The sequence below is a fragment of the Pseudomonas abietaniphila genome (genome assembly GCF_039697315.1).
GTDB classification, from domain to species: domain Bacteria; phylum Pseudomonadota; class Gammaproteobacteria; order Pseudomonadales; family Pseudomonadaceae; genus Aquipseudomonas; species Aquipseudomonas abietaniphila_B.
The window spans coordinates 284,113-307,638 of the sequence record NZ_CP155619.1 but is presented as its reverse complement, the minus strand read 5'-3'; the positions used below and the strand labels follow the sequence as shown (position 1 = coordinate 307,638).

The window sequence follows — 23,526 nt, the reverse complement described above, 5'->3', positions numbered from 1 at the left end:
CAACAGTCAATCTAGATTAGACGGGAACAATACCGGCGTCCATCATCGGCTCATCCCCAAAAAAACAATGAACGGGAGTTGCCCTTTGAATACCCTCAATCCCACGACGGACCCGACCGTGCTTGCCCGCGCGGCCGCCAAGGTCAAGCGGCACGTGCTGCCGCTGTTCGTCATCATGTTCATCGTCAACTACATCGACCGGGTCAACATCGGCTTCGTGCGCAGCCACATGGAAACCGACCTCGGCATTGGCGCTGCGGCGTACGGGTTGGGTGCCGGCCTGTTCTTCGTCGGCTATGCGCTCTTCGAAGTCCCGTCCAACCTGCTGCTGCAACGGTTCGGCGCCCGCGCCTGGCTGACCCGCATCATGTTCACCTGGGGCGCAGCGGCGATGGCCATGGCGTTCGTGCGAGGCGAGACCAGCTTTTATGTTCTGCGCTTTATCCTTGGCGCGGCGGAGGCGGGCTTCTTCCCCGGCATCATTTACTACTTCACCCAATGGCTGCCCTCGGCCGAGCGCGGCAAAGCAATGGCGGTTTTCCTCAGCGGTTCGGCCATCGCATCGGTGATTTCCGGTCCTGTGTCCGGCGCACTGTTGGGCGTCAGCGGCCTTAACCTGCACGGCTGGCAGTGGATGTTCATCATCGAGGGTTTTGCGTCCATCGCCTTGTGTGGTTTCGTCTGGTTCTGGTTGCAGTCCCATCCCCGCGACGCCAAGTGGCTGAGTGAGGAAGAGAAGGGCGCGCTGATCCATGCCATCGAAGAAGAGCAACGCGCCCGGGAAGCGGCGCAAGTGATCAAACCGTCGATCTTCAAATTGCTGGCGGATCGGCAGATCCTGCTGTTCTGCTTCATCTACTTCTCGGTGGCGCTGACCATCTACGGCGCGACGTTCTGGCTGCCGAGCATGATCAAGAAGATGGGCAGCCTGAGTGACTTCGAAGTCGGCCTGTTCAACTCGATACCGTGGATCATTTCCATCGTCGCGATGTATGGCTTTGCCGCACTGGATGCACGCTTCAAGCATCAACAGGCGTGGGTCGCCGTAACGCTGGTGATTGCCGCCTGCGGGATGTTCATGTCGACCACGGGCGGGCCGGTCTTTGCCTTCGTCGCCATCTGTTTCGCGGCGATTGGTTTCAAGGCGGCTTCGGCCCTGTTCTGGCCGATTCCTCAAGGCTATCTGGACGCACGCATCGCAGCGGCGGTGATTGCGCTGATCAACTCCATCGGCAACCTCGGCGGATTCGTCGCGCCGACCGCATTCGGTTTCCTGGAGCAAACCACCGGCTCGATTCAGGGCGGCCTTTACGGCCTGGCGATCACCTCATTGGTGGCTGCGGTGGTGATCTTCTTTGCCCGCACCACGCCCATAGGTGAACAACCGGGAAAGCCGCGAGACGTGGCGCTCGCCCCCTCGAGTGAGAAACCGGTGGCGCTGCGCGCTGCCAAGTAACCCCAGACCCAGTTTCGAATTGAGCCTTAAACCTTGATCGTCCGGGAGACGTCTTTTGAAAATCACACGCGTTACTGTCACTCCGATTGCGTTCCGTGACCCGCCGTTGCTCAACGCCAGCGGTATCCACGAACCTTTCGCGCTGCGCTCGATCATCGAAATCGAGAGCGACAACGGGTATATCGGTCTGGGCGAAAGCTACGGCGACGCCCCGGCGCTGGCGATTCAGAAACAGGTGAAGAGCCAACTGATCGGCATGGATCCGTTTAATCTCGCGCAGCTCAAAGCCGTGGTGAAAGCCACGGTTGCGGTCCACAAACCGGCGAGCCTTGCAGGCGCCGAGCTGGCGCCGGGGTCACACGCGAGCAAAGCCGTGAGCAACGCGTATTCGGCGTTCGAAGTCGCCTTTCTCGACCTGCAGGCACGCTCGATGAACCTGCCGCTGGTGGACCTGCTCGGCGGTGCGGTGCGCGATCAGGTGCCGTTCAGCGCATACCTGTTTTTCAAATACGCGCAGCACGCCGACTCGCCGTATGCACCTGACAGTTGGGGCGAGGCGTTGAGCGAAGAGCAGATCGTCGCCCAGGCGCGGCGGATGATCGAAGCCTACGGGTTCAAGAGCATCAAACTCAAGGCCGGCGCGCTTGATCCGGAACATGAAGTGTCGTGCATCAAGGCCCTGAAAAGAGCCTTTCCCGGTTACCCGCTGCGTATCGACCCGAACGGCAACTGGTCGCTGGAAACGTCCATCCGCATGGCCGAACGCCTGGGTGATGATCTGCAGTACTACGAAGACCCGACGCCGGGGCTGGACGGCATGGCCGAGCTGCATAAGCGCACGGGCTTGCCGCTGGCGACCAATATGGTGGTCACCGATTTTGACGAGTTTCGCCGCAGCGTGGCACAGAACAGCGTGCAGATCGTCCTCGCCGATCACCATTACTGGGGCGGCCTGCGCGACACCCAGGCGCTGGCGAAGATGTGCGAGACGTTCGGCCTGGGTGTTTCGATGCACTCCAACTCGCACCTGGGCATCAGCCTGATGGCGATGACGCATGTGGCCGCGGCAGTGCCGAATCTGGATTTCGCCTGCGACACCCACTACCCATGGCAGGAACCGGACGAAGAAGTGATCAAGGGCGGCAAGCTGCCGATCGTCGACGGTTGCGTGAAAATCACCCGTGAACCCGGTCTGGGGCTTGAGCTGGACTATGACCAGTTGGGCAAACTCAACGACCAGTACCTGACCTGCGGCATCCGTTCACGGGACGACGTGAAGCAGATGCAGAAGTACAAGCCGGACTGGACAGCGGTCAAGCCAAGGTACTGAGACGTAAATAAAGCGAACGCTGATGATCGTCTGTCCTCGAAAGGAAAGACCCTTGGGGCAATTCCGGAGAGACGATGATGATCAGCTCACACAAGACCTTGATGTGTTTGTTGTTTGCCGCCATGACCGCCGCGTCGAGTGGCGCCATGGCGCAGCAGGCGGCCTCGTCGCCGTTAATGCTCGCCGCCTCGGGCATTGGTGGCGGTGGTGCAGCGGGTGGTGGCGCGGCTGGCTCAGCGGGCGGCGCCTCGGGCACCGGCGCGGCCGGCACAAATGGCTCCAACAGCAATAACACCAACGCGACCGGGACCAACGGCACGAACAGCAGTAATACCAACGCGACCGGGACCAATGGCACCAACAGCGGCAACACGAACGCTACGGGGACGAACGGCATCAATGCCAACGGCACCGACGCCACGCACACCAACGGCAGCAACAGCAGCAACACCAATGCAACGGGGACCAACGGCACCAACGCCAACGGGACCGATGCCACCCACACCAATGGCAGCAACAGCAATAACACCACCGCCACGGGCTCCAACGGCGTCAATAACGCCAGCAGTCAGAACCGCATGAACAACGGCGGCGTGAACAGCTCCGGTGTGGGCACGACCAACCCTGCATTACGGCCGGGCACGAGCTCTGGCTCGTCCTCTTCCGGCGGCACCTCCGATTCCCTGCAACAGCAACGGCAACAAAGCGGCGAGCGGATGATCATGGAGCGCAAGGGGCAGATTCAGGAGGCCAACTGAAAGCGTAAGTATCGTTGAATTCAGTATTTGCTACGGATGGTAGTCCGCCTCCAGGCCCAGACCAAGCTCACATGTATGGTGTGAACTTCCGTTATTTGAGGTGACGCTGATGGTTTGGTTTGTCCTAACGTCCAAACTGTTCCGCCTTCGGCGGGTTACTTGAAAAGACACCAAGTAACCAAGTGTCCTGGCTCCTGGCTTGGCCCCCCTGCGTCGGGTACCCGCATTCCGACGACGCTCCGTGGGCCCGCGCCGAACGGACATCCATGTCCTGACGGCGCTCTCGCGGCATTCATGCCGCTCGACCCACTCCGCGCCGTCTGCGTTTGGCCTGCACCCAAGTCGCGTTTTGTGGCGTCTGAGCTGCTGCGGTATGAAGGTCAAAAGCCACAGCGTGCTTTGCGCTGCTGATTGTCCCGCGCTCCGCGTGGTGACACATTCAATGACGCTCTGCGTCATTCGGGATGATCCGGAAACAAGTGGTAACGGTTGCCCCACGCACAAACCGTCCATTCACAGCACGTCTGTTCAAGACCCGAATATCCCACCACGACACTATGGCTTCACCTTCCGTCGGCGCTGTTTCGGCTCGACGGGTATCGCTGAATTCATGGGTGTGCGATGAACTATTCAACTGTCGACGACCGCGCTCGGGATCTGGGGCTTTTGTTCCTGCGGGCGAGCGGTGCGTTGTTCCTGCTGTTCGTCCACGGGCTGCCCAAGCTGCTGAACTTCAATGCGCAGTTGTCCCTGATCGAAGACCCGTTCCATTTGGGCGCCCCCCTGACCCTGAGCATGGCGATCTTCGCCGAGGTGCTGTGCCCGCTGCTGATTCTGACCGGCGTACTGGCGAGACTCGCTTGCCTGCCTATTCTCTTTCTGCTGCTGGTGGCACTGGTCGTGGTGCACAGCGACTGGAGCATCGATCAAGGCCAGTTCGGCTGGTTGCTGATCATCATTTTTACCAGTGTGCTGATCGCCGGTCCTGGCCGTCTGGCGCTCAATGTTCGCTTGCCCGGAGCGCTTCGCTATGCCTGAGTCTGCCTTGTCTGCCGAGGTCACGCCGACCTCGAAACTGTCGCCCGACGAGATCGTCACGCTGGTGATCAAGCACCGCGCCAAGGAAGGCATGGAGGCGCAATACGAAGCCTGGCTGCGGCGGACAGTGGCCGTCGCGGCCACCTATCCGGGGCATTTGGGTGTGGACGTGATTCGGGGCAAGTCCAACGGTCTGCACATGTTCACCAGTGTGCTGCGTTTCTGCTCCACCGATGCCATGCAAAGCTGGCTGGACTCCACGCAACGCCGCGAGCTGGTCGCCGAAGCGGCGCCGATGCTCGCCGATGGCGACTTCACGGAGGTCAACCGGCACAACGAATTCTGGTTTGTCCCTGCCAGCGACAGTCCGCCACCGCCGCGCTGGAAACAGGCGGTCGTCACCTTTTTCGTAATCTGTCCGCTGACCCTGTTGATTCCCCTGCTGTGGGGCCCGGTGTTCCGTGCTTTTCCACCGTTGGGCAATTACGTCATCAGTACCGCACTGGTGACCATCACCATCGTGCTGCTGGTGGTGTATCTGCTGATGCCTCAGGCGACCCGGTTGTTTGCGCCATGGCTCAACGCCAAGCCTGAACCCATGCCCGGAGCTGATCATGAAGGATGATCCGGGCGATGAAGCCCCGGCCAGCAGCGAACGTCGCAGCTTCGTCGCCAAAGGCTCACTGCTCAGCGCTGCGGCCGCCATTTTCTCTTCAATGCCTGTCACCGGCTTCGCCGTCGGTGCTTCTCAATCTTCAGCCGCCGGAGGCCCCATGAACGTCGATCTGATTCTCTACAACGGCAACTTTCACACCGTTGATCAGGAAAAACCCAAGGCCAGCGCAGTCGCGATCAGCGACGGCAAATTCGTCGCGGTCGGCACTGACGCCGAAATCATGTCGTTGCGCGGGAGTGCAACCCAAGTCATCGACATGCACAAGCGCACGGTGATCCCGGGCCTCAACGACTCGCACTTGCACCTGATTCGCGGCGGCCTGAACTACAACCTTGAACTGCGCTGGGAAGGCGTGCCGTCGCTGGCCGACGCCTTGCGCATGCTCAAGGCGCAGGCCGACCGCACACCGACCCCGCAGTGGGTGAGGGTGGTGGGCGGCTGGAACGAATTCCAGTTCGCTGAAAAGCGCATGCCCACTCTGGAAGAACTCAATCAGGCAGCGCCCGATACCCCGGTGTTCGTCCTGCACCTGTACGACCGCGCTTTGCTCAACCGCGCTGCGCTGCGGGTCGCCGGGTATACCCGTGACACGCCAAACCCGCCTGGCGGTGAGATCGTCCGCGACAGCAACGGTGACCCGACCGGCATGCTGGTGGCCAAGCCGAACGCGATGATCCTGTACTCGACCCTGGCGAAAGGGCCAAAACTGCCGCTTGAATACCAGGTCAACTCGACCCGCCAGTTCATGCGCGAGCTGAATCGTCTGGGCGTGACCAGCGCCATCGACGCCGGCGGTGGTTTCCAGAACTACCCGGACGACTATGCCGTCATCACTCAACTGGCTGAAGCGAAACAGCTGACCGTGCGCATCGCCTACAACCTGTTTACCCAGAAGCCCAAGGAAGAGCTCAACGACTTCAAGAACTGGACCAGCTCGGTCACCTTGCATCAGGGCGACGACTTCCTGCGTCACAACGGCGCGGGCGAGATGTTGACGTTCTCGGCCGCGGACTTTGAAGACTTCCTCGAGCCACGTCCGGACCTGCCGCCCGGTATGGAACAGGACCTCGAGCCGGTGGTGCGTCATCTGGTGGAGCACCGCTGGCCGTTCCGTCTGCACGCCACGTATGACGAGTCGATCTCGCGCATGCTCGATGTGTTCGAGAAGGTCAACCGCGAGATCCCGTTCAACGGCATTCCCTGGTTCTTCGACCATTGCGAAACCATCACCCCGAAAAACATCGAGCGCGTGAAAGCGCTGGGCGGCGGTATCGCGATTCAGGACCGCATGGCGTTTCAGGGCGAATACTTCGTCGAGCGTTACGGCGCCAAGGCTGGCGAGCACACGCCACCGATCAAGCGCATGCTGGCTGAAGGTGTGCCGGTCGGCGCGGGTACTGACGCAACGCGGGTGTCCAGCTACAACCCGTGGACTTCGCTGTACTGGATGGTCAGCGGCCGTACGGTGGGCGGTCTGGAGTTGTACCCCGAAGGGCTTTCTCGCGACACCGCGCTTGAGTTGTACACCCGTGGCAGCGCCTGGTTCTCGTCCGAGCAGGGCAAGAAGGGCCAGATCAAGGTCGGCCAACTGGCCGATGTCGTCGCCCTGTCGCAGGACTTCTTCAGCGTGCCGGAAGAGTCGATCAAGTGGATCGAGTCGGTGTTGACGGTGGTCGACGGCAAGGTCGTCTACGGCACCCAAGAGTTCGATCAGCTGTCGCCGCCGAGCGTGCCGGTGCTGCCGGACTGGTCACCGGTGGCGAAGGTGCCTGGGCACTGGCGTCCGGGTGCGCCGATGGCGGCCGCCGTTCACCAGTGCAGCGGTCCATGCACCGTGCATGCCCACAGCCATGACAAGGCCCGTCAATCGAAAGTGCCGGTCAGCGACTTCCAGGGTTTCTGGGGCGCGTTTGGCTGCTCGTGCTTTGCGTTCTGACAACACCGCCCGAAAGAGCATGAAACACCTCGCCGGGACTGACCGGCGAGGCTATTTGCCGGCGCAGTTCGCCGGCAGTCGCACACACCTGTCACACACTTAACTGGAGTCAACCATGACCGTTCCCTACAAGCGTCTGGATATCAACGATGCCGTCGTGCTGCTGGTCGATCACCAGACCGGCCTGATCTCGCTGGTTCAGGACTTCTCGCCCAACGAATTCAAGAACAACGTGCTGGCATTGGCCGATTGCGCCAAGTTCTTCAAACTGCCGACCATCCTCACCACCAGCTTCGAAACCGGCCCGAACGGCCCGCTGGTGCCTGAGCTGAAAGAAATGTTTCCGGATGCGCCGTACATTGCCCGTCCTGGCCAGATCAACGCATGGGACAACGAAGACTTCGTCAAGGCGATCAAGGCCACCGGCCGCAAGCAACTGATCATCGCGGGCGTGGTGACTGACGTGTGCGTGGCGTTCCCGACGCTGTGCGCGCTGGAAGAAGGTTTTGATGTGTTCGTGGTTACCGATGCGTCGGGCACGTTCAACGACGTGGTACAGAAAGCTGCCTGGGCACGCATGACCGCTGCCGGTGCGCAACTGATGAACTGGTTCTCGGTGGCGTGCGAACTGCAACGCGACTGGCGCAACGACATGGAAGGCCTGGCCAACCTGTTGTCCCAGCGCATCCCGAACTACCGCAACCTGATGAACAGCTACTCGGCCTTGAAGGCCAAGTAAGCGAGCCCGTCACCCGCTAACCCTGCGGGAGCGAATTCATTTGCGAGAGGCCGGTTCAGCCGATACGTGTCTGTCGGCTGGATCACCTCATTGCCAATGAATTCGCCCACAGGTTTATGTGTCCGTCGCTGATCGGCGACGCTTCTAAATTACTGCGTCGCCCGCAACGCAGCCTGAACCTGCTCGAACACATAGCTGGTGGTGTTTTCATCGCCGCCGGGCTTTTTGCTGTCCGAGCCATCGGTGTCGATGCCCGCCAGAATCTCCGACAGGTTGTGGAAGTGGCCTGGGTCTTTCTTCGTGGTTGAGTCGTCGGTGCCGGTCTGTGCCAGCGCATCGCTCAGTGTCTGGTGCTGGATCAGCCACTGCGGGTCGGCTTTTTCTTCCGGGCCCATGTTGTCGAGGAAGGCCAGCGCCGCCTTTGCGCGACCCACCGGGTCGTTGGCGTAAGGGTCGGTAAAGTTCTTTTCCTGATCCGCAGGCCCACTGTAATAACCGGTGGCCAGACGCTCTTGCTGACGCATCAAGCCCTTGGCCGCTGTCTGCTCTTCAGCACTGAACTGACCGCCCTGGTTAGTGGCCACGGCATACAGCGAACGCCGGTCAAGATCGCCCATCAGCGAGTTACGGTCGGTGTCACTGCCGTCGTAGGCTTTGCCGCTGGCTTTCATCAGCGCGTACTTGTCATCCATGCCCTTGCGGGCGTCGGTTGCGACGTCGGCGAAGGTCTTGTCCCTGGAGCTGGACGTCGCGCCAGGCTGAGACACACCAAGCACCAGCGCGTCGGCCGCCATGCCTGAACGAACCGGGAAGAAGGGCGAATAGTTGGCGATGGACTGGCTATAGTTCGTGGACGTTTTCGACAGGCTCACCGAGTCGATGCTGCCCGTCTGGGTGTTGCTGTCGACCGGGTCGCTGTCGGTGCGCGCGGTGCTGGCGTCAGCGGAGGCTTTGCGGGTGGCGGCGCTGGAGTAGGCTGCAAGTGCAGCGCTTGAGGCAGTGTTGACGATCATCTCGGCTTCCTTGGCAGTAGCGGTGCGAACGCGGGCACACGCCTGAGTCAAGCTCACGGTTTGACCCCGGCGGTCTGTTGGCCGGGATGTCTCTATCGTTTTGTCGGACGTCACCCGTCCGTATTTGTATCAATCCTGACAACGTTATCGACTGCGTCCTACACAACTGAAGGAAAAACCGAGGTTTATCCTGTCCGGATGGATACAGAATCGGTCAGTAAGACGTCTAGGGACTCAACCCATTCAAATCAAGTCTTGGACGGTCTTTGTTGCTCGCCTTACGCTTCGGTTCAACGTCAACAAGCAGGTGACTGGCCATCGTGTGCTGCCAAGGCAGCCCAGGCCAAACCCATATTTCTGAGGTGTACGATGAAAATTGATTTGAGTGGAAAGCTTGCAATTGTCAGCGGTTCGACGGCCGGCATCGGTCTGGGCATCGGCAAGGCGCTGGCGCTGTCCGGTGCAACCGTCGTGATCATTGGCCGTGCTGCAGGGAAGGTTGATGAAGCCATTGCGGCGATCAAGCGCGACGTGCCGGATGCGCAATTGCGGGGTGTGGTCGCCGACCTGGGCACCGCCGAAGGCGCGCACCGGTTGTTCGAGGCCGAACCGCGCGCGGACATTCTGGTGAACAACCTGGGCATCTTCAACGAAATGGATTTCTTCGAGACCCCCGACGAGGAGTGGACACGCTTCTACGAAGTGAACGTGATTTCCGGAGTGCGCTTGTCGCGGCATTACGTCAACGACATGGTTGCCAACAAGTGGGGCCGGGTGATCTTCGTCTCGTCCGAGTCCGGCGTGGCGATCCCCGCCAACATGATCAACTACGGCACCACCAAGGCGGCGAATCTGGCGGTTTCCCACGGGCTGGCCAAGCGCCTGGCGGGCACCGGCGTGACCGTCAATGCCATTCTGCCAGGGCCGACGTTCACCGATGGCGTCGAAGAAATGCTCAAGGGCGCCATCGCTGAATCAGGTCGCAGCGCCCGTGATGAAGCCGATCATTTCGTCCGTCGCGCACGGCCTTCGTCTATCATCCAGCGCGCCGCGGAAGTGGACGAGGTCGCCAACCTGGTTGCGTACCTCGCGTCGCCACTGTCCTCGGCGACCACCGGGGCTGCCCTGCGGGTCGATGGCGGCGTCGTCGACAGCCTGGCAATCTGAACAACTTTCTGGAGAATCATCATGGCTACAGCATCTGCATCCGTCCGCATCCCGGTTTCAGCGGACAAGGTCTGGGAACTCGTGGGCGGTTTTCTTTCGCTGCCCGACTGGCTGCCGTTCATCGCCGAAAGCGTCTCCGCCGAAGGCGGCCGCGTTCGTCACCTGACGACGAAGGACGGCGAGAAAATCAGCGAGCGTCTGCAGTCTTTCGACAATCAGGCACGCACCTACAGCTACTCCATCACCGAAGGTCCATTTCCGGCAACGGGCTATCTGGCGAAGCTACAGGTCATTGCCGACGGCGACAGCGCGGCCGTGGTGAAATGGTCCGGTGTGTTTACCCCGAACGGCATTTCCGAAGCCGAGGCCGAGGCGCTGTTTCAAGGTGTCTATGACGGCGGCCTGGAAGCCTTGAAAGGCAATTTCTGATCGGGCATCCCGGTTGAACGCCCCATGAACTGTAGGAACGAGCTTGGTCTGGGCGGCATTCCGACGAATGCGTTGGATCAGGGACATCGAAGATGAATGACACATCGCATTCGCTGCCCTCGTAACCTCGGACGTCTCCCACAAGTAGAGACCTGATTACCCGAGACTCCGCTCCTGCCGCGTACCCTGTGGGAGCTGCTGGAGGTTACGACAGTGGCGAATGCGGTGTGTTAGTGACATCACCGCGAAATGACACACCGCATTCGCGGCCCTCGTAACCTCGGACTGCTCCCACAGATAGTGCGTTGCACACATGCTTGGTGGCACGCATAAACCGGCAGAGAGTCTGCTGCGCAAGACCGGATAAGCCGAGACTTCGCGCCTGCCGCGTACCCTGTGGGAGCTGCTGGAGGTTACGACAGTGGCGAATGCGGTGGGTCAGTGACATCACCGCTAAATGACACACCGCATTCGTCCGAATTGCGGCCCAGCCCCTCGTAACCTCGGACTGCTCCCACAGGTAGTGCATTGAATTCATGCTTGGTGGCACGCATAAACCGGCAGAGAGTCTGCTGCACAAGACCGGATAAACCGAGACTTCGCGCCTGCCGCGTACCCTGTGGGAGCTGCTGGAGGTTACGACAGTGGCGAATGCGGTGGGTCAGTGACATCACCGCTAAATGACACACCGCATTCGCGGCCCTCGTAACCTCGGACTGCTCCCACAGATAGTGCGTTGAATTCATGCTTTGTGGTACGCATAAACTGGCAGAGAGTCTGCTGCGCAAGACCGGATAAACCGAGATTTCGCGCCTGCCGCGTACCTTGTGGGAGCTGCTGGAGGTTACGACAGTGGCGAATGCTTTAGGTCAGTGACACCACTGCTGAATGACCCACCGCATTCGTCAGCAAGTTGACTCCCACAGGTAAAGCCTGTCTTTTGCCATGAGGGTCTTCTGTCCAGCGAGATCTGCTTAATTGTCGCTTAATCCGCAATGCTGAAACTCCGAACCTGTGGTTTATCCGGGCGCCTCCGGTCGTCAGACTTACCCGATCATTTATCGCAGGAGAGGATGATGCTTGTTTCGGCCATCAACACCGTGGAGATACACGCCGCCCAAGGGCGTGCGAGCGAGGTCGGCATGCGTGTGCCCCGCATGCTTGACGTTCTGAGCAGCACGACCCCGTGCGTCGCCTACACCTTTACCGCCAGCAAACATGACGACGCCTCTTGGATCGTCAGCGGTTATTGGCAGTCCGAAACTCAGATGCAAGCGCATTTCTCCCACCCGGAGCTGACCGGCTTCATGGACTTGCTGTCGAGCGGGGCCATCAGCCACATCCAGTTCAACAGCTTCGTCGTCGAGGCGAATGAGGTGACCTGACATGTCCTTGAATGAAGACATTCTTTTAGGCATTGACCTGAATCTGCTTCTGACCTTTCTGGTGGTCTTTCGCGAACGCAGCGTCAGCGAAGCGGCCCGTCACCTTCGCGTGTCTCAACCTGCGGTCAGTGGATCGCTGGTGCGGTTACGCCAATGTTTCGGCGATCCATTGTTCCTGCGACGCAATCGCAAGATGCAACCCACGCCCAAGGCCCAGGAACTCGCCGACGCGTTGCTGCCGGCCATGCTGCAGATCGAATCGGTGATTCGTCACCCGTAGCCGTTCGCCGTCACATTCCCGCGTTTCCCAAACGCACACCTGTGCTTGATGGTGGTGCGTTCATTCCCACGCCTGATCCAATCGGTAGCAGTCCATCGTGACTGCTCAGCGGGCGTTCACATTAAAAATTCGTAACAGGTTCATTGAGTTGCTGCACGATGTGTCAAGCTGGCATCGCTTTTGCTTTTGTGTATCCGTGGATGATTGGATACAAAAATTCAAAAAGGTAATGCTATGCGACTCGTACCCGGATACGCCGACCGCTTACCTGTCACTGCTGAAGAAGAGGCCTACGCTTTTTTGCTCGACGCTATCTGCAAGGGCACGTACCGCATGGGCGAACGGCTTATCGCCGAAGACATTGCTACCGAGATCGGCATGAGCCGTATGCCGGTGCGTGAGGCATTCAGGCGCCTGGCGGCCGATGGACTGGTCACCTTGCGCCCCAACCGTGGCGCAGTAGTCAGCGGATTGAACATTGAAGAAATGCGCGAAGTGTTCGAGATGCGCAGCGCACTGGAAGGCCTGGCGATCCGGGTCGCTGTGCCGAAAATCACCGAGCGCCACCTGATCCACCTTGAACGCCTGCTCGACGACATGGACGACTACCGCGACGACAGTTCCGAGTGGGTAGGGCGCCACCGCGCATTCCATGAATACCTCTGCAGCCTCAGCGGCCGGGCGCGACTGATGCGCCAGATTTCTGCGTTGTACACCGCCATCGAGCCGCACATGCGGGTCTGGCTTGAGCATGGTGAAAAGCCGCTGAGCGCCCGTGACGAACATGCCGTCATCCTTGAGGCGTTGCGCGCGGGCGATGCCGATCAGGCCGAGCATGTCCTGCGCGACCACATCGAAGGCACGATTCCCAGCCTGGTTGCTTTTCTCGAACAACATAAGCCTGCGTGAGCGGCTGACATTCTTTCACACCAGAAGCGGGCAACCAGCCCGCCAGAGATACCCGGTCACCCTGTATCGACGTTCAGAACTGCCCTTACTTTCTTACCGAAATCGGAGCTTTCGTCATGCACAAACCCGCCGCGCTGGCCGCCCTCGTTTCCATGAGTCTGTGTGCACCCATGGTGTTCGCCAACCCGACCGTGCCAGACCGTCTGCAGAAGGTCGATAAGGTCACCTATTGCTCTGGCATGGACTCACCGCCGCTGGTGTCGTTCGATGCTGCGCAGAAACCGGTGGGCCTTACCATCGACCTCGGGGTGGAAATTGCCAAGCGTCTGGGTGGCAAGAAGGTCGAGTGGCGGGTGATTCCGTTTTCCGGCCTGGTGCCAGCATTGCTGGCGCAGCAGTGCGACATGATCGTCGATCAGTTGTTCGACAAGCCTGAGCGTCGGGAAGTGATCAACATCGTCAACTACATGTACTCCAGCCAGTCGGTGGTGGTGCCCAAAGGCAATCCCAAGGGCATCAAGTCGCTGGATGATCTCTCGGGGCACAAGGTGGCGGTGCTCAATGGCTCCACCATCAAGACCTTGCTAGACGCCCAGAACGAAACCCTGACCAAGGCCGGCAAGCCGCCGCTCAAACTGGTGGTTTACAACACCGACACCGATGCCTTTCAGGCGCTGCGGATCAGTCAGGTGGACGCCTATGGCACCACGGTAGAAACCGCCGGTTACTACGCCAACATGGCGCCCGACCTGTTTCAGGAAGGTGTGCCTGCCTTCAGCCGGATTCTGACCGGGCTGGGCATTCGCAAGGACGACCCGCAGCTGACCGCCGCCGTGCAACAGGTGATCAGCGACATGCGCAGCGATGGCAGCTACACGCAGCTCCTCGCCAAATGGCACGTCGAAAGCGACAAGCTCGATTGAAAGCCCGCCAAACGGAATAGACCGATGAATTTCAATTGGGAAGTGTTCTGGCAGTACCTGTTGCAGCCCAGTGGGGTGTACCTCACCGGGTTGTGGCTGACCTGCCTGATCAGCGTGCTGGCGATGCTGCTCGGGTGCACCCTGGGCCTGATCGCCGCCTTGATGCGCCTGTCGAAGAATCCGCTGCTGAACCTGCCGGTTCGGTTCTACGTCTGGCTGATGCGCGGCACGCCGTTGCTGGTGCAGATCGTGTTCCTCTACACCGCACTGGCCGCGGGTGGCATTTTTCGTTTCGAGGACATCGACCTGGGCTGGTTCATCGTGCCGGGCAACATTCAGGCAGCGATCATCGCCCTGGGCCTGAATGAAGGCGCCTACATGGCCGAAATCATCCGCGCGGGGATCGGCGCGGTGGACAAAGGCCAATACGAAGCTGGCCGTTCGCTGGGCATGACCTTCGGCAAGCTGATGCGCCGCATCGTGCTGCCACAGGCATTCCGGGTGATCGTGCCGCCGCTGGGCAACGAGTTCAACGTGATGCTGAAAAACACAACGCTGGTCAGCGTGATCGGGGTGCAGGAGTTGCTGTTGAGCACGCAAATGGTCACGTCGGCAACGTTCCGGGTCTTCGAGCTGTACCTCGTGGTCGCGATCTATTTCCTCATGCTCACCACCCTGTGGGGCTTCTTCCAGCGCTGGCTTGAACAGCGTTTCGGCCAATCCGATCGTCAACCGCCTGCGGCGAAACGCATGTTTGGCCGCAGTGCGATGAAACTGTTGAGGGGGCGTTGAGATGGCGCATCAAAGCGAAGAACTGATCATCGAGGCGCTGGACGTTCACAAGTCGTTCGGCGATCTGGAAATCCTGAAGGGCATCTCCCTGCAGGTCCGTCGCGGCGAAGTGGTGGTGCTGATCGGCGCCTCGGGTTCGGGCAAAACCACGTTCATCCGTTGCATCAACCTGCTGGAAGACATCCAGTCCGGGCGCATCCGGGTCAATGGCCAGCCGATGGGCTATCGCGAACGTGCCGATGGCCGTCTGGTGCGCGATTCGGAGCGCAATATTGCTCGCCAGCGGCGTGACATCGGCATGGTCTTTCAGCGCTTCAATTTGTTCGCGCACATGACCGCGCTGGAAAACATCATCGAAGCGCCGATTCACGTGCTGGGCGTTTCGCGTGAGGCAGCATTGAGTCAGGGCCGTGAACTGTTGGCGCGGGTCGGTCTGGCAGACAAGGCCGGGCATTACCCCTCGATGCTGTCCGGTGGTCAGCAGCAGCGGGTGGCGATTGCCCGCGCCCTGGCCATGAAACCCAAGGCCATGTTGTTCGACGAGCCGACCAGTGCGCTGGACCCGGAAACCGTCGGCGAAGTGCTGCACGTCATGAAGGCACTTGCCGAAGACGGTATGACCATGGTGGTCGTGACTCACGAAATGGGCTTTGCCCGCGAAGTCGCCGACCGTGTGGTGGTGCTCGATCAGGGCGAACTGATCGAACAAGGCCCGCCCGAGCAGATTTTCAGCCGTCCCACCCACCCCCGTACCCAAGCCTTTCTCAGCCGCGTGTTGTAACGCTCACAAGGAAATCGTCATGCGTTCATTCTGCTTTGCCGCTGCTCTGTGCTCTGTTGCCTTTCTGCCCGCGGCGCATGCCGCCGACGGCGTGATGAAGATGTATAACTGGTCGGACTACATCGGCCCCGACACCCTGAAAAACTTCGAAAAGGACAGCGGGATCAAGGTTCAGTACGACATCTTCGACACCAACGAAATGCTCGAAGCGAAGATGCTGTCGGGGCATTCGGGGTATGACCTGGTGGTGCCTTCCAGCCAGTTCTTGTCCAAGCAGATTCGGGCGGGTGCCTACCAGCCGTTGCAGCGGTCGTTGTTGACCAACTGGAATCACCTGGACCCGCGCTTGATGAAGCGTCTGGAAGCCGCCGACCCCGGCAACCGTTATGCCGTGCCGTACATGTGGGGCACGGTCGGCATCGGTTACAACGAAGAGAAGGTGCGTGCGGTGCTGGGCAAGGACGCGGTACTGGATTCGTGGTCGATGGTGCTCAACCCCGACAATCTGGCCAAGCTCAAGAGCTGCGGCGTAGCGTTTCTCGATGCGCCGGTGAAGATCATTCCGCAGACCCTGCTGTACCTGGGCCTGGACCCCAACAGCGTCAAGCCCGACGACTACAAAAAGGCCTCTGCCTTGCTGATGAAGCTGCGTCCGTCGGTGACCTATTTCAACTCGTCCAAGTACACGGCTGACCTCGCCAACGGCGATATCTGCGTGGCGGTCGGTTATTCGGGCGACGTGATGCAGGCCCAGACGCGCGCCAAAGAAGCCGGGAAGAACGTCGACATCCGCTACCTGATTCCCAAGGAAGGCGTGAACCTGTGGTTCGACATGCTGGCGATTCCCAAGGATGCCGGCAACGTCGCCAACGCCCATGCGTTCATCAATTACCTGCTGCGTCCGGACGTCATCGCGCCGGTGAGTGATTACGTCGGTTATGCCAACCCGAACACAGACGCCACTGCCTTGATGGACCCAAAAGTCAGCGGCAATCCGGGGATCTATCCGGGTGACGAGGTGATCAGCCACACCTTCGTGTCCGCCGACCTGCCGGACAACATCCAGCGCCTGATCACCCGGGAATGGAACCGCATCAAGTCCGGGCAATGAATCCAGTTTTCTGAAGAGCGTTCGTCATGTTGAAATTTTCTGCTCACCAATACCCGTATCCCTCGCAACGCCAGAGCGTGTTTGCCCGACGCGGCATGGTCGCCGCGTCGCAACCGCTGGCGGCGCAAGCGGGTATCGAAGTCATGCAAAAGGGCGGCAATGCGATCGATGCCGCGATTGCCACGGCGGCCGCATTAACGGTGGTCGAACCGACCGGCTGCGGCATTGGCGGCGACGCCTTCGCGCTGGTCTGGTGCAAGGGTCAGCTCCACGGACTGAACGCCAACGGCCATGCGCCGGCGGCCTTGAGTGTCGAGGCCGTGAAGGCCGCCGGGCATGACCAGATGCCGATGTACGGCTGGACACCGGTGACGGTGCCCGGTTGCCCTTCGGCCTGGGCCGAGCTGTCCCGGCGTTTCGGAAAGCTGCCGTTTGCCGAACTGTTGCAGCCGGCGATCAGCCTGGCCCGCGACGGATTTCCGCTGTCGCCCGTGGTTGCTCATCAATGGCAAATCGCGTTCGACGAATTCAGTGCCCACCGCGATCCCGTGATGGACAGCTGGTTCCAGACCTTCCTCATCGACGGGCGAGCGCCAAAGGCGGGTGAGCTGTTTCGCAATCCGGCTCAGGCGAACACCCTGGAAGAACTGGCAGCAACGGAGTGCGAAAGCCTCTATCGCGGCGCTCTGGCACAGCGACTCGACGCGCATGCTCGTTCAACCGGCGGCTATTTGAGGGCTGAAGACCTGGCGGGTTTCCGCGCGCAATGGGTTGACCCGATCAGCATCCGCTATCGCGGCTACGACGTCTGGGAGATCCCGCCCAGCGGCCAGGGCCTGGTCGCACTCATGACCTTGAAGATACTGGAGGGGTTCGCATTCGATCATCGCGACAGTCAACTGACCTGGCATCGGCAGCTGGAGGCCATGAAGCTGGCGTACAGCGACGGCCTGCACCACATCACCGATCCCGATCACATGCGCGTGGCAGTGGCAGACCTGTTGAGCGACCGCTACAGCGACGCGCGCAGGGCGTTGATTGGCGATCAGGCGCAAGCGCCCACGCCGGGTGATCCACACGCGAGCGGAACGGTGTACCTGGCGACGGCCGATGCCGAGGGCAACATGGTGTCGTTCATTCAAAGCAACTACCACGGCTTCGGTTCCGGCGTGGTACTGCCGGACAGCGGCCTGGCGTTGCAGAATCGCGGGCAGGAATTCAGCCTTGATCCAACCCATGCCAACTGCCTGGCTCCGGGCAAAAAGACCTTCCACACGATCATTCCTGGCTTCCTGACCAAGGACGATCAGCCGGTCGGTCCGTTTGGCGTCATGGGCGGTTACATGCAGCCGCAGGGGCATGTGCAGATGGTGATGAACCTGGTGGACTTCGACCTCAACCCGCAGTCGGCGCTGGATGCACCGCGTTGGCAGTGGCTGGGCGGCCTGAAAATAGGCATCGAGCAGGGCGCCTCGCGGGACCTGGCGGCAGGGCTGGCCAGGCGAGGGCACGACATCAGCATCGCCTACGATTCCACCGACTACGGTCGCGGGCAGATCATCGTGCGCGACCCAGTGAGTGGCGTGTTGTGCGGAGGAACAGAGCCAAGGGCGGATTCGACGATTGCGGTGTGGTGAGGGATGCGCTCGCACGAGCTGCCTGAGCTGAACGGCGGGAGGCGGCGAATTCCGGGCCGGTGGACGGACATTGCAGGGCGCTGATGCCCTGCATCGCGGTGGGCCTCAGGCCTGATTGAGGTAGAGCGTCTGCCGCGGAACAAAGGTTTCCAGCTCGAGTTCAATGGCCTCGATAATGCGCTCCACGTCCATCGCGTTCATCACGGTCTGGCAGGGAATCCCCGCGATCGCGATGACCGTCTCGCCGCTGGCACGGTCGAACAGGCGCGCAACCATGCTGCTGGGTGCATCCATGTTGGCTTCGAAGCCGACCGGGTGGAAGTGCCAGCGCATCAGCTGACAAGCGTTTGGAAACGTGACTTTGTTCATGGGGCCTACCTCGTTCAATCGAGCAAATCCAGAGCTCCGCAGGGCAGGGAAAAGTGTCTGTGAGTCGGTGCCGAGAACGTCGCAACGCGCATGCCAGAGCATGACGATGCATTTTCTAGTACCAGGTTCGCCGGAGCATGGATCCACAGGCCACGAGAGAGCTAAAGGTAGCACCGACTTCTGACAGGCATGAGAAAAAAATCCTACAGCAGGAAAAATTTTATGTTTCTTTGATGGACGTCAAGCTTCGTTATATCCAATTAATTTTTATAAGGCCCGCTGAATCGTTATTGCAAAATAAGGCATACGGCCATTACTTCAGCGCGTTTCTCTGCGGATCAAACAGGATGGACGAGGTGATTAGCGGGCTCAAATCCTGTGACAAACGAAGACGGTTTAGTCTGACTGTAACGCTCTGTTAACACACAAACGTTTTAGGTCCAAGAATTGGATCCAGCAAAACATCCGTTTTAAAAAAACATTCAAAGTCCACTGAATAAATGATCGTCCTCTGCCGATAGAAGATCAGGTGGCAGCGAAACATGAAGTTGCATGTCATATGACAGCCATCCTTTGCCAACGAGACGAACTAACGTTTCGATCGCCTGATTTACGCATGGACGCCTCTGCCGGATCTTTGAAGAGAGACATTCCATGTCGATTAGAAACATGAACATCGCGCCTCGCGCATTCCTGGGGTTCGCCTTCATCGCCGTGCTGGTGATCGGGTTGGGCTTTTTCTCTCTCAATCGCATGGCTGTGATTCGACAGGCCACCACAGACATTGAAACCAACCAGCTGCCCAGCGTGGGGTATCTGGGCAACATGCTGGAAAACACTCTGCGCCTGCGCATCACGTCCTTCCGGACGCTGGTCAATCGCGAGCCTGCAGCACTGCGCGAAACCGAAGGGCGCATTGCCGAGTTGATCGGAAAGTTGCAGGACGCCAAGAAGAACTACGCTGCGTTACCTGCCGAGGGCGAGGAGTTGGCGGTGTATCGTCAATTCGAGGCGACGCTGGCAACCTTTCTTGATGTGCAGGCGCAAGTACTGGACTTGTCGCGTCAGGAAAAGACGGAAGACATGCGCAACTTGATCAACACCCGCATGAAAGACGCCACCGACCTTATGGGGGTCCAGCTTAACCAGCTCATTAGCATCAATAAGAAAAGTGCCGGCGACGCGGCGGTTGTTTCGAAACAGCAATATGATGGCGCCAATGTAGGTGTTATTTCCGTCTCGGTTATCGCTGCGCTCATGACCATTTTGTTGGCCTGGTTGCTGACTAAAAGTATCGTCAACCCGCTGTCTAGAGCGGTGCGGGTTGCAGAAGAGATTGCCGCCGGTGATTTGACCCGACCGATTGAAGTGGATGGCAAGGATGAAGCCACGCAGTTATTGAAGGCGCTGGCGACCATGCAACAGAACTTGCGCAAGACCATCGAATTGATCTCGGGCTCGGCCACGCAACTGGCGTCTGCCGCAGAGGAGCTGAGCGCGGTGACGGAAGAGTCGTCGCGGGGTTTGCAGCAGCAAAACAATGAAATCGAACAGGCCGCGACGGCGGTCAACGAAATGACCGCTGCCGTGGAAGAAGTGGCGCGCAACGCGGTGTCGACCTCAGAAGCCTCGCAGCAATCCAACCAGACCGCGCGCCAGGGGCGTGACCGGGTGGTTGAAACAGTCAAGTCGATTCAGGACATGACTCAGCAGATTCAGGCGACCTCGGGGTTGGTGGAAGGTCTGGCGGAGCAGGGCCGCGATATCGGCAAGGTGCTCGACGTGATCCGTTCGATCGCCGAGCAGACCAACCTGTTGGCGCTCAACGCCGCGATTGAAGCCGCACGGGCGGGCGAGGCGGGGCGTGGCTTTGCGGTGGTGGCCGATGAGGTCCGCGCGCTGGCTCACCGGACGGCGCAATCGACCACTGAAATCGAGCAAATGGTGGCCGGCATTCAGACCCGGACGGGCGATGCGGTGCAATCCATGTCACGTAACACGGACAGCACGCGCACCACGCTGAGCCTGGCCAGTTCGGCGGGCGATGCGCTGGAGCTCATTACCGAGGCGATCTCCCAGATCAATGAGCGCAACCTGGTCATTGCCAGCGCTTCGGAAGAGCAGGCGCAGGTGTCGCGTGAAGTGGACCGTAATCTGGTGAACATTCGCGACCTGGCCGCGCAGACGGCGGCGGGTGCCAACCAGACCAGCGCGGCCAGCCATGAGCTGTCGCGCCTGGCGGTGGACCTGAAGGCGATGGTGACGCGGTTTAAGGTTTGAATTGAGGGCGCAGTTCTCGCCTGCGCAAGCTGCGCCAGGCGGACTGCAATCTCTACAGGATTGAGCTTGCTCGCGATGCGTCAGACCAGACACTGCAATTTAGTCTGAAACACCGCAATCGTCCGGATGCGCCGCAGACCAAGCTCCCGCCTAAAGGTCACCGGTTTTCCAGGCTGATGGATTCACCAGATCCTTCGGCCGCTCTCCAGTCAGTGCCGCCACCAGATTATCCACGGCACAACGTGCCATCGCCTCGCGGGTCTCGTGCGTGGCCGAGCCCATGTGCGGGGTCGCCACCACGTTGTCCAGTTGCAGCAGCAGGGAATCCGCCTGCAACGGCTCACGCTCGAACACGTCGAGGCCTGCCGCGCGAATCTGTCCGTTCTGCAGGGCGTTGATCAAGGCCTGCTCATCCACCACTTTGCCCCGCGCAATGTTGATGAAGATCGTCTCGGGGCGCATCCGGGCAAATTGCTCCGCGCCGATCAGGCCTTCCGTTTCAGCGGTCAGCGGTACGGTCAGGCAGACGAAATCAGCTTCTTGCAGCAGCGCGTCCAGGCTGCGGTATTGCGCATTGAAGCGGGCTTCGACTGCCGGCTTGCGCGAGTGACTGTGATAGAGCACCGGCATGCCGAAGCCGAAGTGGCCGCGCTGGGCCACGGCTTCACCGATCCGTCCCATGCCGACAATGCCGAGGGTTTTGCCGTGAACATCGGTACCGAAATGTGTTGGGCCGATGTTCTGCGTCCATTCGCCGTTGCGCACCATCGTGGCCAGTTCCACCACGCGACGGGCCGTGGCCATGATCAGCGCAAACCCGGTGTCTGCGGTGGTTTCAGTCAGTACGTCCGGGGTGTTCGTCAGCAGGATGCCGCGTCGGGTGAGGTCGTCGATGTCGTAGTTATCGACGCCCACGGAGACGCTGGACACCGCCTTGAGCTTCGGCGCCAGATCGAGCAGTTGCGCATCAAGCTTGAGGCTGGCGCCCAGCAGACCGTCCGCCTGGGGCAAGGCATCGCGCAGTCGAGCCAGACCATCCTGGGTTTTCGGGTCATCGATCAGCGTGACCTCGGCGTGCGCCTGCAGGCGCTCCATCAGGGGCGCCGACAGTTTTTTATAGAGAACAATGTGCTTCTTCATCGAATGACTTCCAGATCAGGGGTGCGCAGGCGTGCGACGAACAGTCGGCTCATCGCGCACCGGCTTTGCGGAGTTGTCCGGCTTGAGCAACAAGGTCAATACGACCGACACCAGCAAGGCGCCGCCCATGAACAGGTAGGACGCGCTCAAGGTGCCGGTGACGCCATTGAGGTAGCCAACCAGGTACGAGCCCGCAAACGAACCCAGGGCGCCCAGGCTGTTGATCAACGCCATGGCACCACCGGCGACGTTGGCGGGAAGGATTTCCGGCACGATGGCGAAGAACGGACCATAAGGCGCGTACATGCAGGCGCCGGCGATTACCAGCAGGGCGTAGGACCACCAGAAGTGGTCGGTACCCAGCGCGTAAGAACCGTAGAACGCGACGGCGGCCAGCAGCAGCGGCGGCCAGACGAAGGCTTTGCGTTTTTGCAGTTTGTCGGACGCCCAGGACACCAGCACCATGCCGATCACCGCCGCCAGATAAGGCAGTGCGGACAACCAGCCGGCTTCCACCATGTCTATCTGCATGCCTTTCTTGATGATCGTTGGCAGCCACAGCACGAAGCCGTACACGCCGATGCTCCAGCAGAAATACTGCGCGGCCAGCAGCAGGACTTTTGGCGAACGGAAGGCTTCGGCGTAGTTCTTTACCGGTTTGATGCCGACCTGTTCGGCGTCCAGACGCGCTTGCAGTTCGGTCTTTTCTTCCTCGGTCAGCCATTTGGCCTGCGCGGGACGCTCGTCCACCAGGCGCCACCAGATAAACGCCCAGATCACCGCAGGCAGGCCTTCGACGATGAACATCCAGCGCCAGCTGAAGTGCGCTACGAGATAGCCCGACACCACCGACATCCAGAGCATGGTCACCGGGTTACCGAGGATCAGCACGGTGTTGGCGCGGGAGCGTTCGGCTTTGGTGAACCAGTAGCAGAGGTACACCAGCATGGCCGGCATTACGGCAGCCTCGACCACGCCGAGCATGAAGCGGATACCGATCAGCATGTAGGCGTTGGAGACGATGCCCGTCAGGGTCGCCAGGCTGCCCCACAGAATCAGGCTGACGAAAATCAGCTTCTTCACGCTCTTCTTCTGGGCGTAGATGGCGCCCGGGACCTGGAAGAAGAAGTAGCCGAGGAAGAACAACGCCCCCAGCAACGACGACATGCCAGGGGTGATGTGCAGGTCTTCGGCCATGCCCGAGGCAGCGGCGAAGCCATAGTTGGCGCGGTCCAGATAGGCCAGGCTGTAGGTGATGAAGACAATCGGCATGATCAGCAGCCAGCGGCGTTTGAGGCCGGCGTGCTTGACGGTTTCGAGTAGCTTTTCCATTTCAGGCTCCCTGAGCATGTTGTTTTTGTCGCAGCAGGTGAAGGG

General features: G+C 60.1%; 22 protein-coding genes and 1 pseudogene. 19 read left to right on the top strand and 4 right to left on the bottom strand.

Going from position 1 to position 23,526, the window contains the following annotated elements:
• Nucleotides 1-85 precede the first annotated feature (85 nt).
• The 7 genes from ABDX87_RS01270 (at nt 86) to ycaC (ending at nt 7,933) form a co-directional block, all read left to right on the top strand.
• Complete coding sequence (locus ABDX87_RS01270) at nt 86-1,456, top strand: MFS transporter (protein WP_346831208.1); 1,371 nt, start codon at nt 86-88, stop codon at nt 1,454-1,456.
• Between the two features lie 55 nt (nt 1,457-1,511).
• Complete coding sequence (locus ABDX87_RS01265) at nt 1,512-2,786, top strand: glucarate dehydratase family protein (RefSeq protein ID WP_346831207.1); 1,275 nt, start codon at nt 1,512-1,514, stop codon at nt 2,784-2,786.
• Nucleotides 2,787-2,860: 74 nt separating this feature from the next.
• Entirely contained in the window at nt 2,861-3,544 is a 684-nt protein-coding gene (locus ABDX87_RS01260; RefSeq protein WP_346831206.1) for a hypothetical protein, read from the top strand.
• 621 nt (nt 3,545-4,165) lie between these two features.
• Nucleotides 4,166-4,582, top strand: a complete 417-nt coding sequence (locus ABDX87_RS01255; RefSeq protein WP_346831205.1) for a DoxX family protein — start codon at nt 4,166-4,168, stop codon at nt 4,580-4,582.
• Nucleotides 4,575-5,207 carry an antibiotic biosynthesis monooxygenase gene (locus tag ABDX87_RS01250; protein WP_346831204.1) on the top strand — a complete coding sequence of 211 codons (633 nt, stop codon included), beginning with the start codon at nt 4,575-4,577 and terminating at the stop codon, nt 5,205-5,207. The genes ABDX87_RS01255 and ABDX87_RS01250 overlap by 8 nt, the downstream gene beginning before the upstream one ends.
• A gap of 148 nt (nt 5,208-5,355) precedes the next feature.
• The gene (locus tag ABDX87_RS01245) at nt 5,356-7,194 is read left to right on the top strand and encodes an amidohydrolase (RefSeq protein WP_346833668.1); all 1,839 of its coding nucleotides are present in this window, start codon (nt 5,356-5,358) and stop codon (nt 7,192-7,194) included.
• A 115-nt stretch (nt 7,195-7,309) separates the two neighbouring features.
• Nucleotides 7,310-7,933, top strand: a complete 624-nt coding sequence (gene ycaC / locus ABDX87_RS01240; protein WP_346831203.1) for an isochorismate family cysteine hydrolase YcaC — start codon at nt 7,310-7,312, stop codon at nt 7,931-7,933.
• Nucleotides 7,934-8,082: 149 nt separating this feature from the next.
• Here the strand turns inward: ycaC and ABDX87_RS01235 are convergent, their stop codons facing one another.
• A complete protein-coding gene (locus ABDX87_RS01235; RefSeq protein ID WP_346831202.1) occupies nt 8,083-8,946 on the bottom strand; it encodes a hypothetical protein in 864 nt (287 codons plus the stop codon).
• A gap of 369 nt (nt 8,947-9,315) precedes the next feature.
• Between ABDX87_RS01235 and ABDX87_RS01230 the strand changes: the two genes are divergently transcribed.
• The 10 genes from ABDX87_RS01230 to ABDX87_RS01185 all read left to right on the top strand — a co-directional run bounded on the left by ABDX87_RS01230 (nt 9,316) and on the right by ABDX87_RS01185 (nt 18,360).
• On the top strand, nt 9,316-10,113 hold the full coding sequence (locus tag ABDX87_RS01230) for an SDR family NAD(P)-dependent oxidoreductase (protein ID WP_346831201.1): 798 nt from the start codon (nt 9,316-9,318) through the stop codon (nt 10,111-10,113).
• 21 nt (nt 10,114-10,134) lie between these two features.
• Nucleotides 10,135-10,542, top strand: a complete 408-nt coding sequence (locus tag ABDX87_RS01225) for an SRPBCC family protein (protein WP_346831200.1) — start codon at nt 10,135-10,137, stop codon at nt 10,540-10,542.
• A 1,073-nt stretch (nt 10,543-11,615) separates the two neighbouring features.
• Nucleotides 11,616-11,927 (top strand): antibiotic biosynthesis monooxygenase, encoded by a 312-nt coding sequence (locus ABDX87_RS01220; RefSeq protein ID WP_346831199.1) that lies wholly within the window; start codon nt 11,616-11,618, stop codon nt 11,925-11,927.
• 1 nt (nt 11,928) lies between these two features.
• On the top strand, nt 11,929-12,207 hold the full coding sequence (locus ABDX87_RS01215) for a LysR family transcriptional regulator (protein WP_346831198.1): 279 nt from the start codon (nt 11,929-11,931) through the stop codon (nt 12,205-12,207).
• A 234-nt stretch (nt 12,208-12,441) separates the two neighbouring features.
• Entirely contained in the window at nt 12,442-13,116 is a 675-nt protein-coding gene (locus ABDX87_RS01210) for a GntR family transcriptional regulator (RefSeq protein WP_346831197.1), read from the top strand.
• 116 nt (nt 13,117-13,232) lie between these two features.
• Nucleotides 13,233-14,039, top strand: a complete 807-nt coding sequence (locus tag ABDX87_RS01205; protein ID WP_346831196.1) for an ABC transporter substrate-binding protein — start codon at nt 13,233-13,235, stop codon at nt 14,037-14,039.
• A gap of 24 nt (nt 14,040-14,063) precedes the next feature.
• Nucleotides 14,064-14,831 carry an amino acid ABC transporter permease gene (locus tag ABDX87_RS01200; RefSeq protein WP_346831195.1) on the top strand — a complete coding sequence of 256 codons (768 nt, stop codon included), beginning with the start codon at nt 14,064-14,066 and terminating at the stop codon, nt 14,829-14,831.
• 1 nt (nt 14,832) lies between these two features.
• A complete protein-coding gene (locus ABDX87_RS01195) occupies nt 14,833-15,612 on the top strand; it encodes an amino acid ABC transporter ATP-binding protein (protein ID WP_346831194.1) in 780 nt (259 codons plus the stop codon).
• Between the two features lie 19 nt (nt 15,613-15,631).
• A complete protein-coding gene (locus ABDX87_RS01190; protein WP_346831193.1) occupies nt 15,632-16,723 on the top strand; it encodes a polyamine ABC transporter substrate-binding protein in 1,092 nt (363 codons plus the stop codon).
• A gap of 26 nt (nt 16,724-16,749) precedes the next feature.
• Nucleotides 16,750-18,360 carry a gamma-glutamyltransferase family protein gene (locus tag ABDX87_RS01185; RefSeq protein WP_346831192.1) on the top strand — a complete coding sequence of 537 codons (1,611 nt, stop codon included), beginning with the start codon at nt 16,750-16,752 and terminating at the stop codon, nt 18,358-18,360.
• A 105-nt stretch (nt 18,361-18,465) separates the two neighbouring features.
• Here the strand turns inward: ABDX87_RS01185 and ABDX87_RS01180 are convergent, their stop codons facing one another.
• Complete coding sequence (locus ABDX87_RS01180) at nt 18,466-18,747, bottom strand: DUF1652 domain-containing protein (protein ID WP_346831191.1); 282 nt, start codon at nt 18,745-18,747, stop codon at nt 18,466-18,468.
• A gap of 636 nt (nt 18,748-19,383) precedes the next feature.
• On the opposite strand from ABDX87_RS01180, the pseudogene ABDX87_RS29070 reads away from it, so the two are divergent.
• Together ABDX87_RS29070 and ABDX87_RS29065 are read left to right on the top strand one after the other, a co-directional pair.
• Nucleotides 19,384-19,875, top strand: a pseudogene (locus tag ABDX87_RS29070) (MCP four helix bundle domain-containing protein); the annotation flags it as partial.
• An 84-nt stretch (nt 19,876-19,959) separates the two neighbouring features.
• Nucleotides 19,960-21,009 carry a methyl-accepting chemotaxis protein gene (locus tag ABDX87_RS29065; protein ID WP_431061298.1) on the top strand — a complete coding sequence of 350 codons (1,050 nt, stop codon included), beginning with the start codon at nt 19,960-19,962 and terminating at the stop codon, nt 21,007-21,009.
• Between the two features lie 150 nt (nt 21,010-21,159).
• Here the strand turns inward: ABDX87_RS29065 and ABDX87_RS01170 are convergent, their stop codons facing one another.
• The gene (locus ABDX87_RS01170) at nt 21,160-22,149 is read right to left on the bottom strand and encodes a 2-hydroxyacid dehydrogenase (protein WP_346831189.1); all 990 of its coding nucleotides are present in this window, start codon (nt 22,147-22,149) and stop codon (nt 21,160-21,162) included.
• A gap of 15 nt (nt 22,150-22,164) precedes the next feature.
• Nucleotides 22,165-23,481, bottom strand: a complete 1,317-nt coding sequence (locus ABDX87_RS01165; RefSeq protein ID WP_346831188.1) for an MFS transporter — start codon at nt 23,479-23,481, stop codon at nt 22,165-22,167.
• Nucleotides 23,482-23,526: the final 45 nt, after the last annotated feature.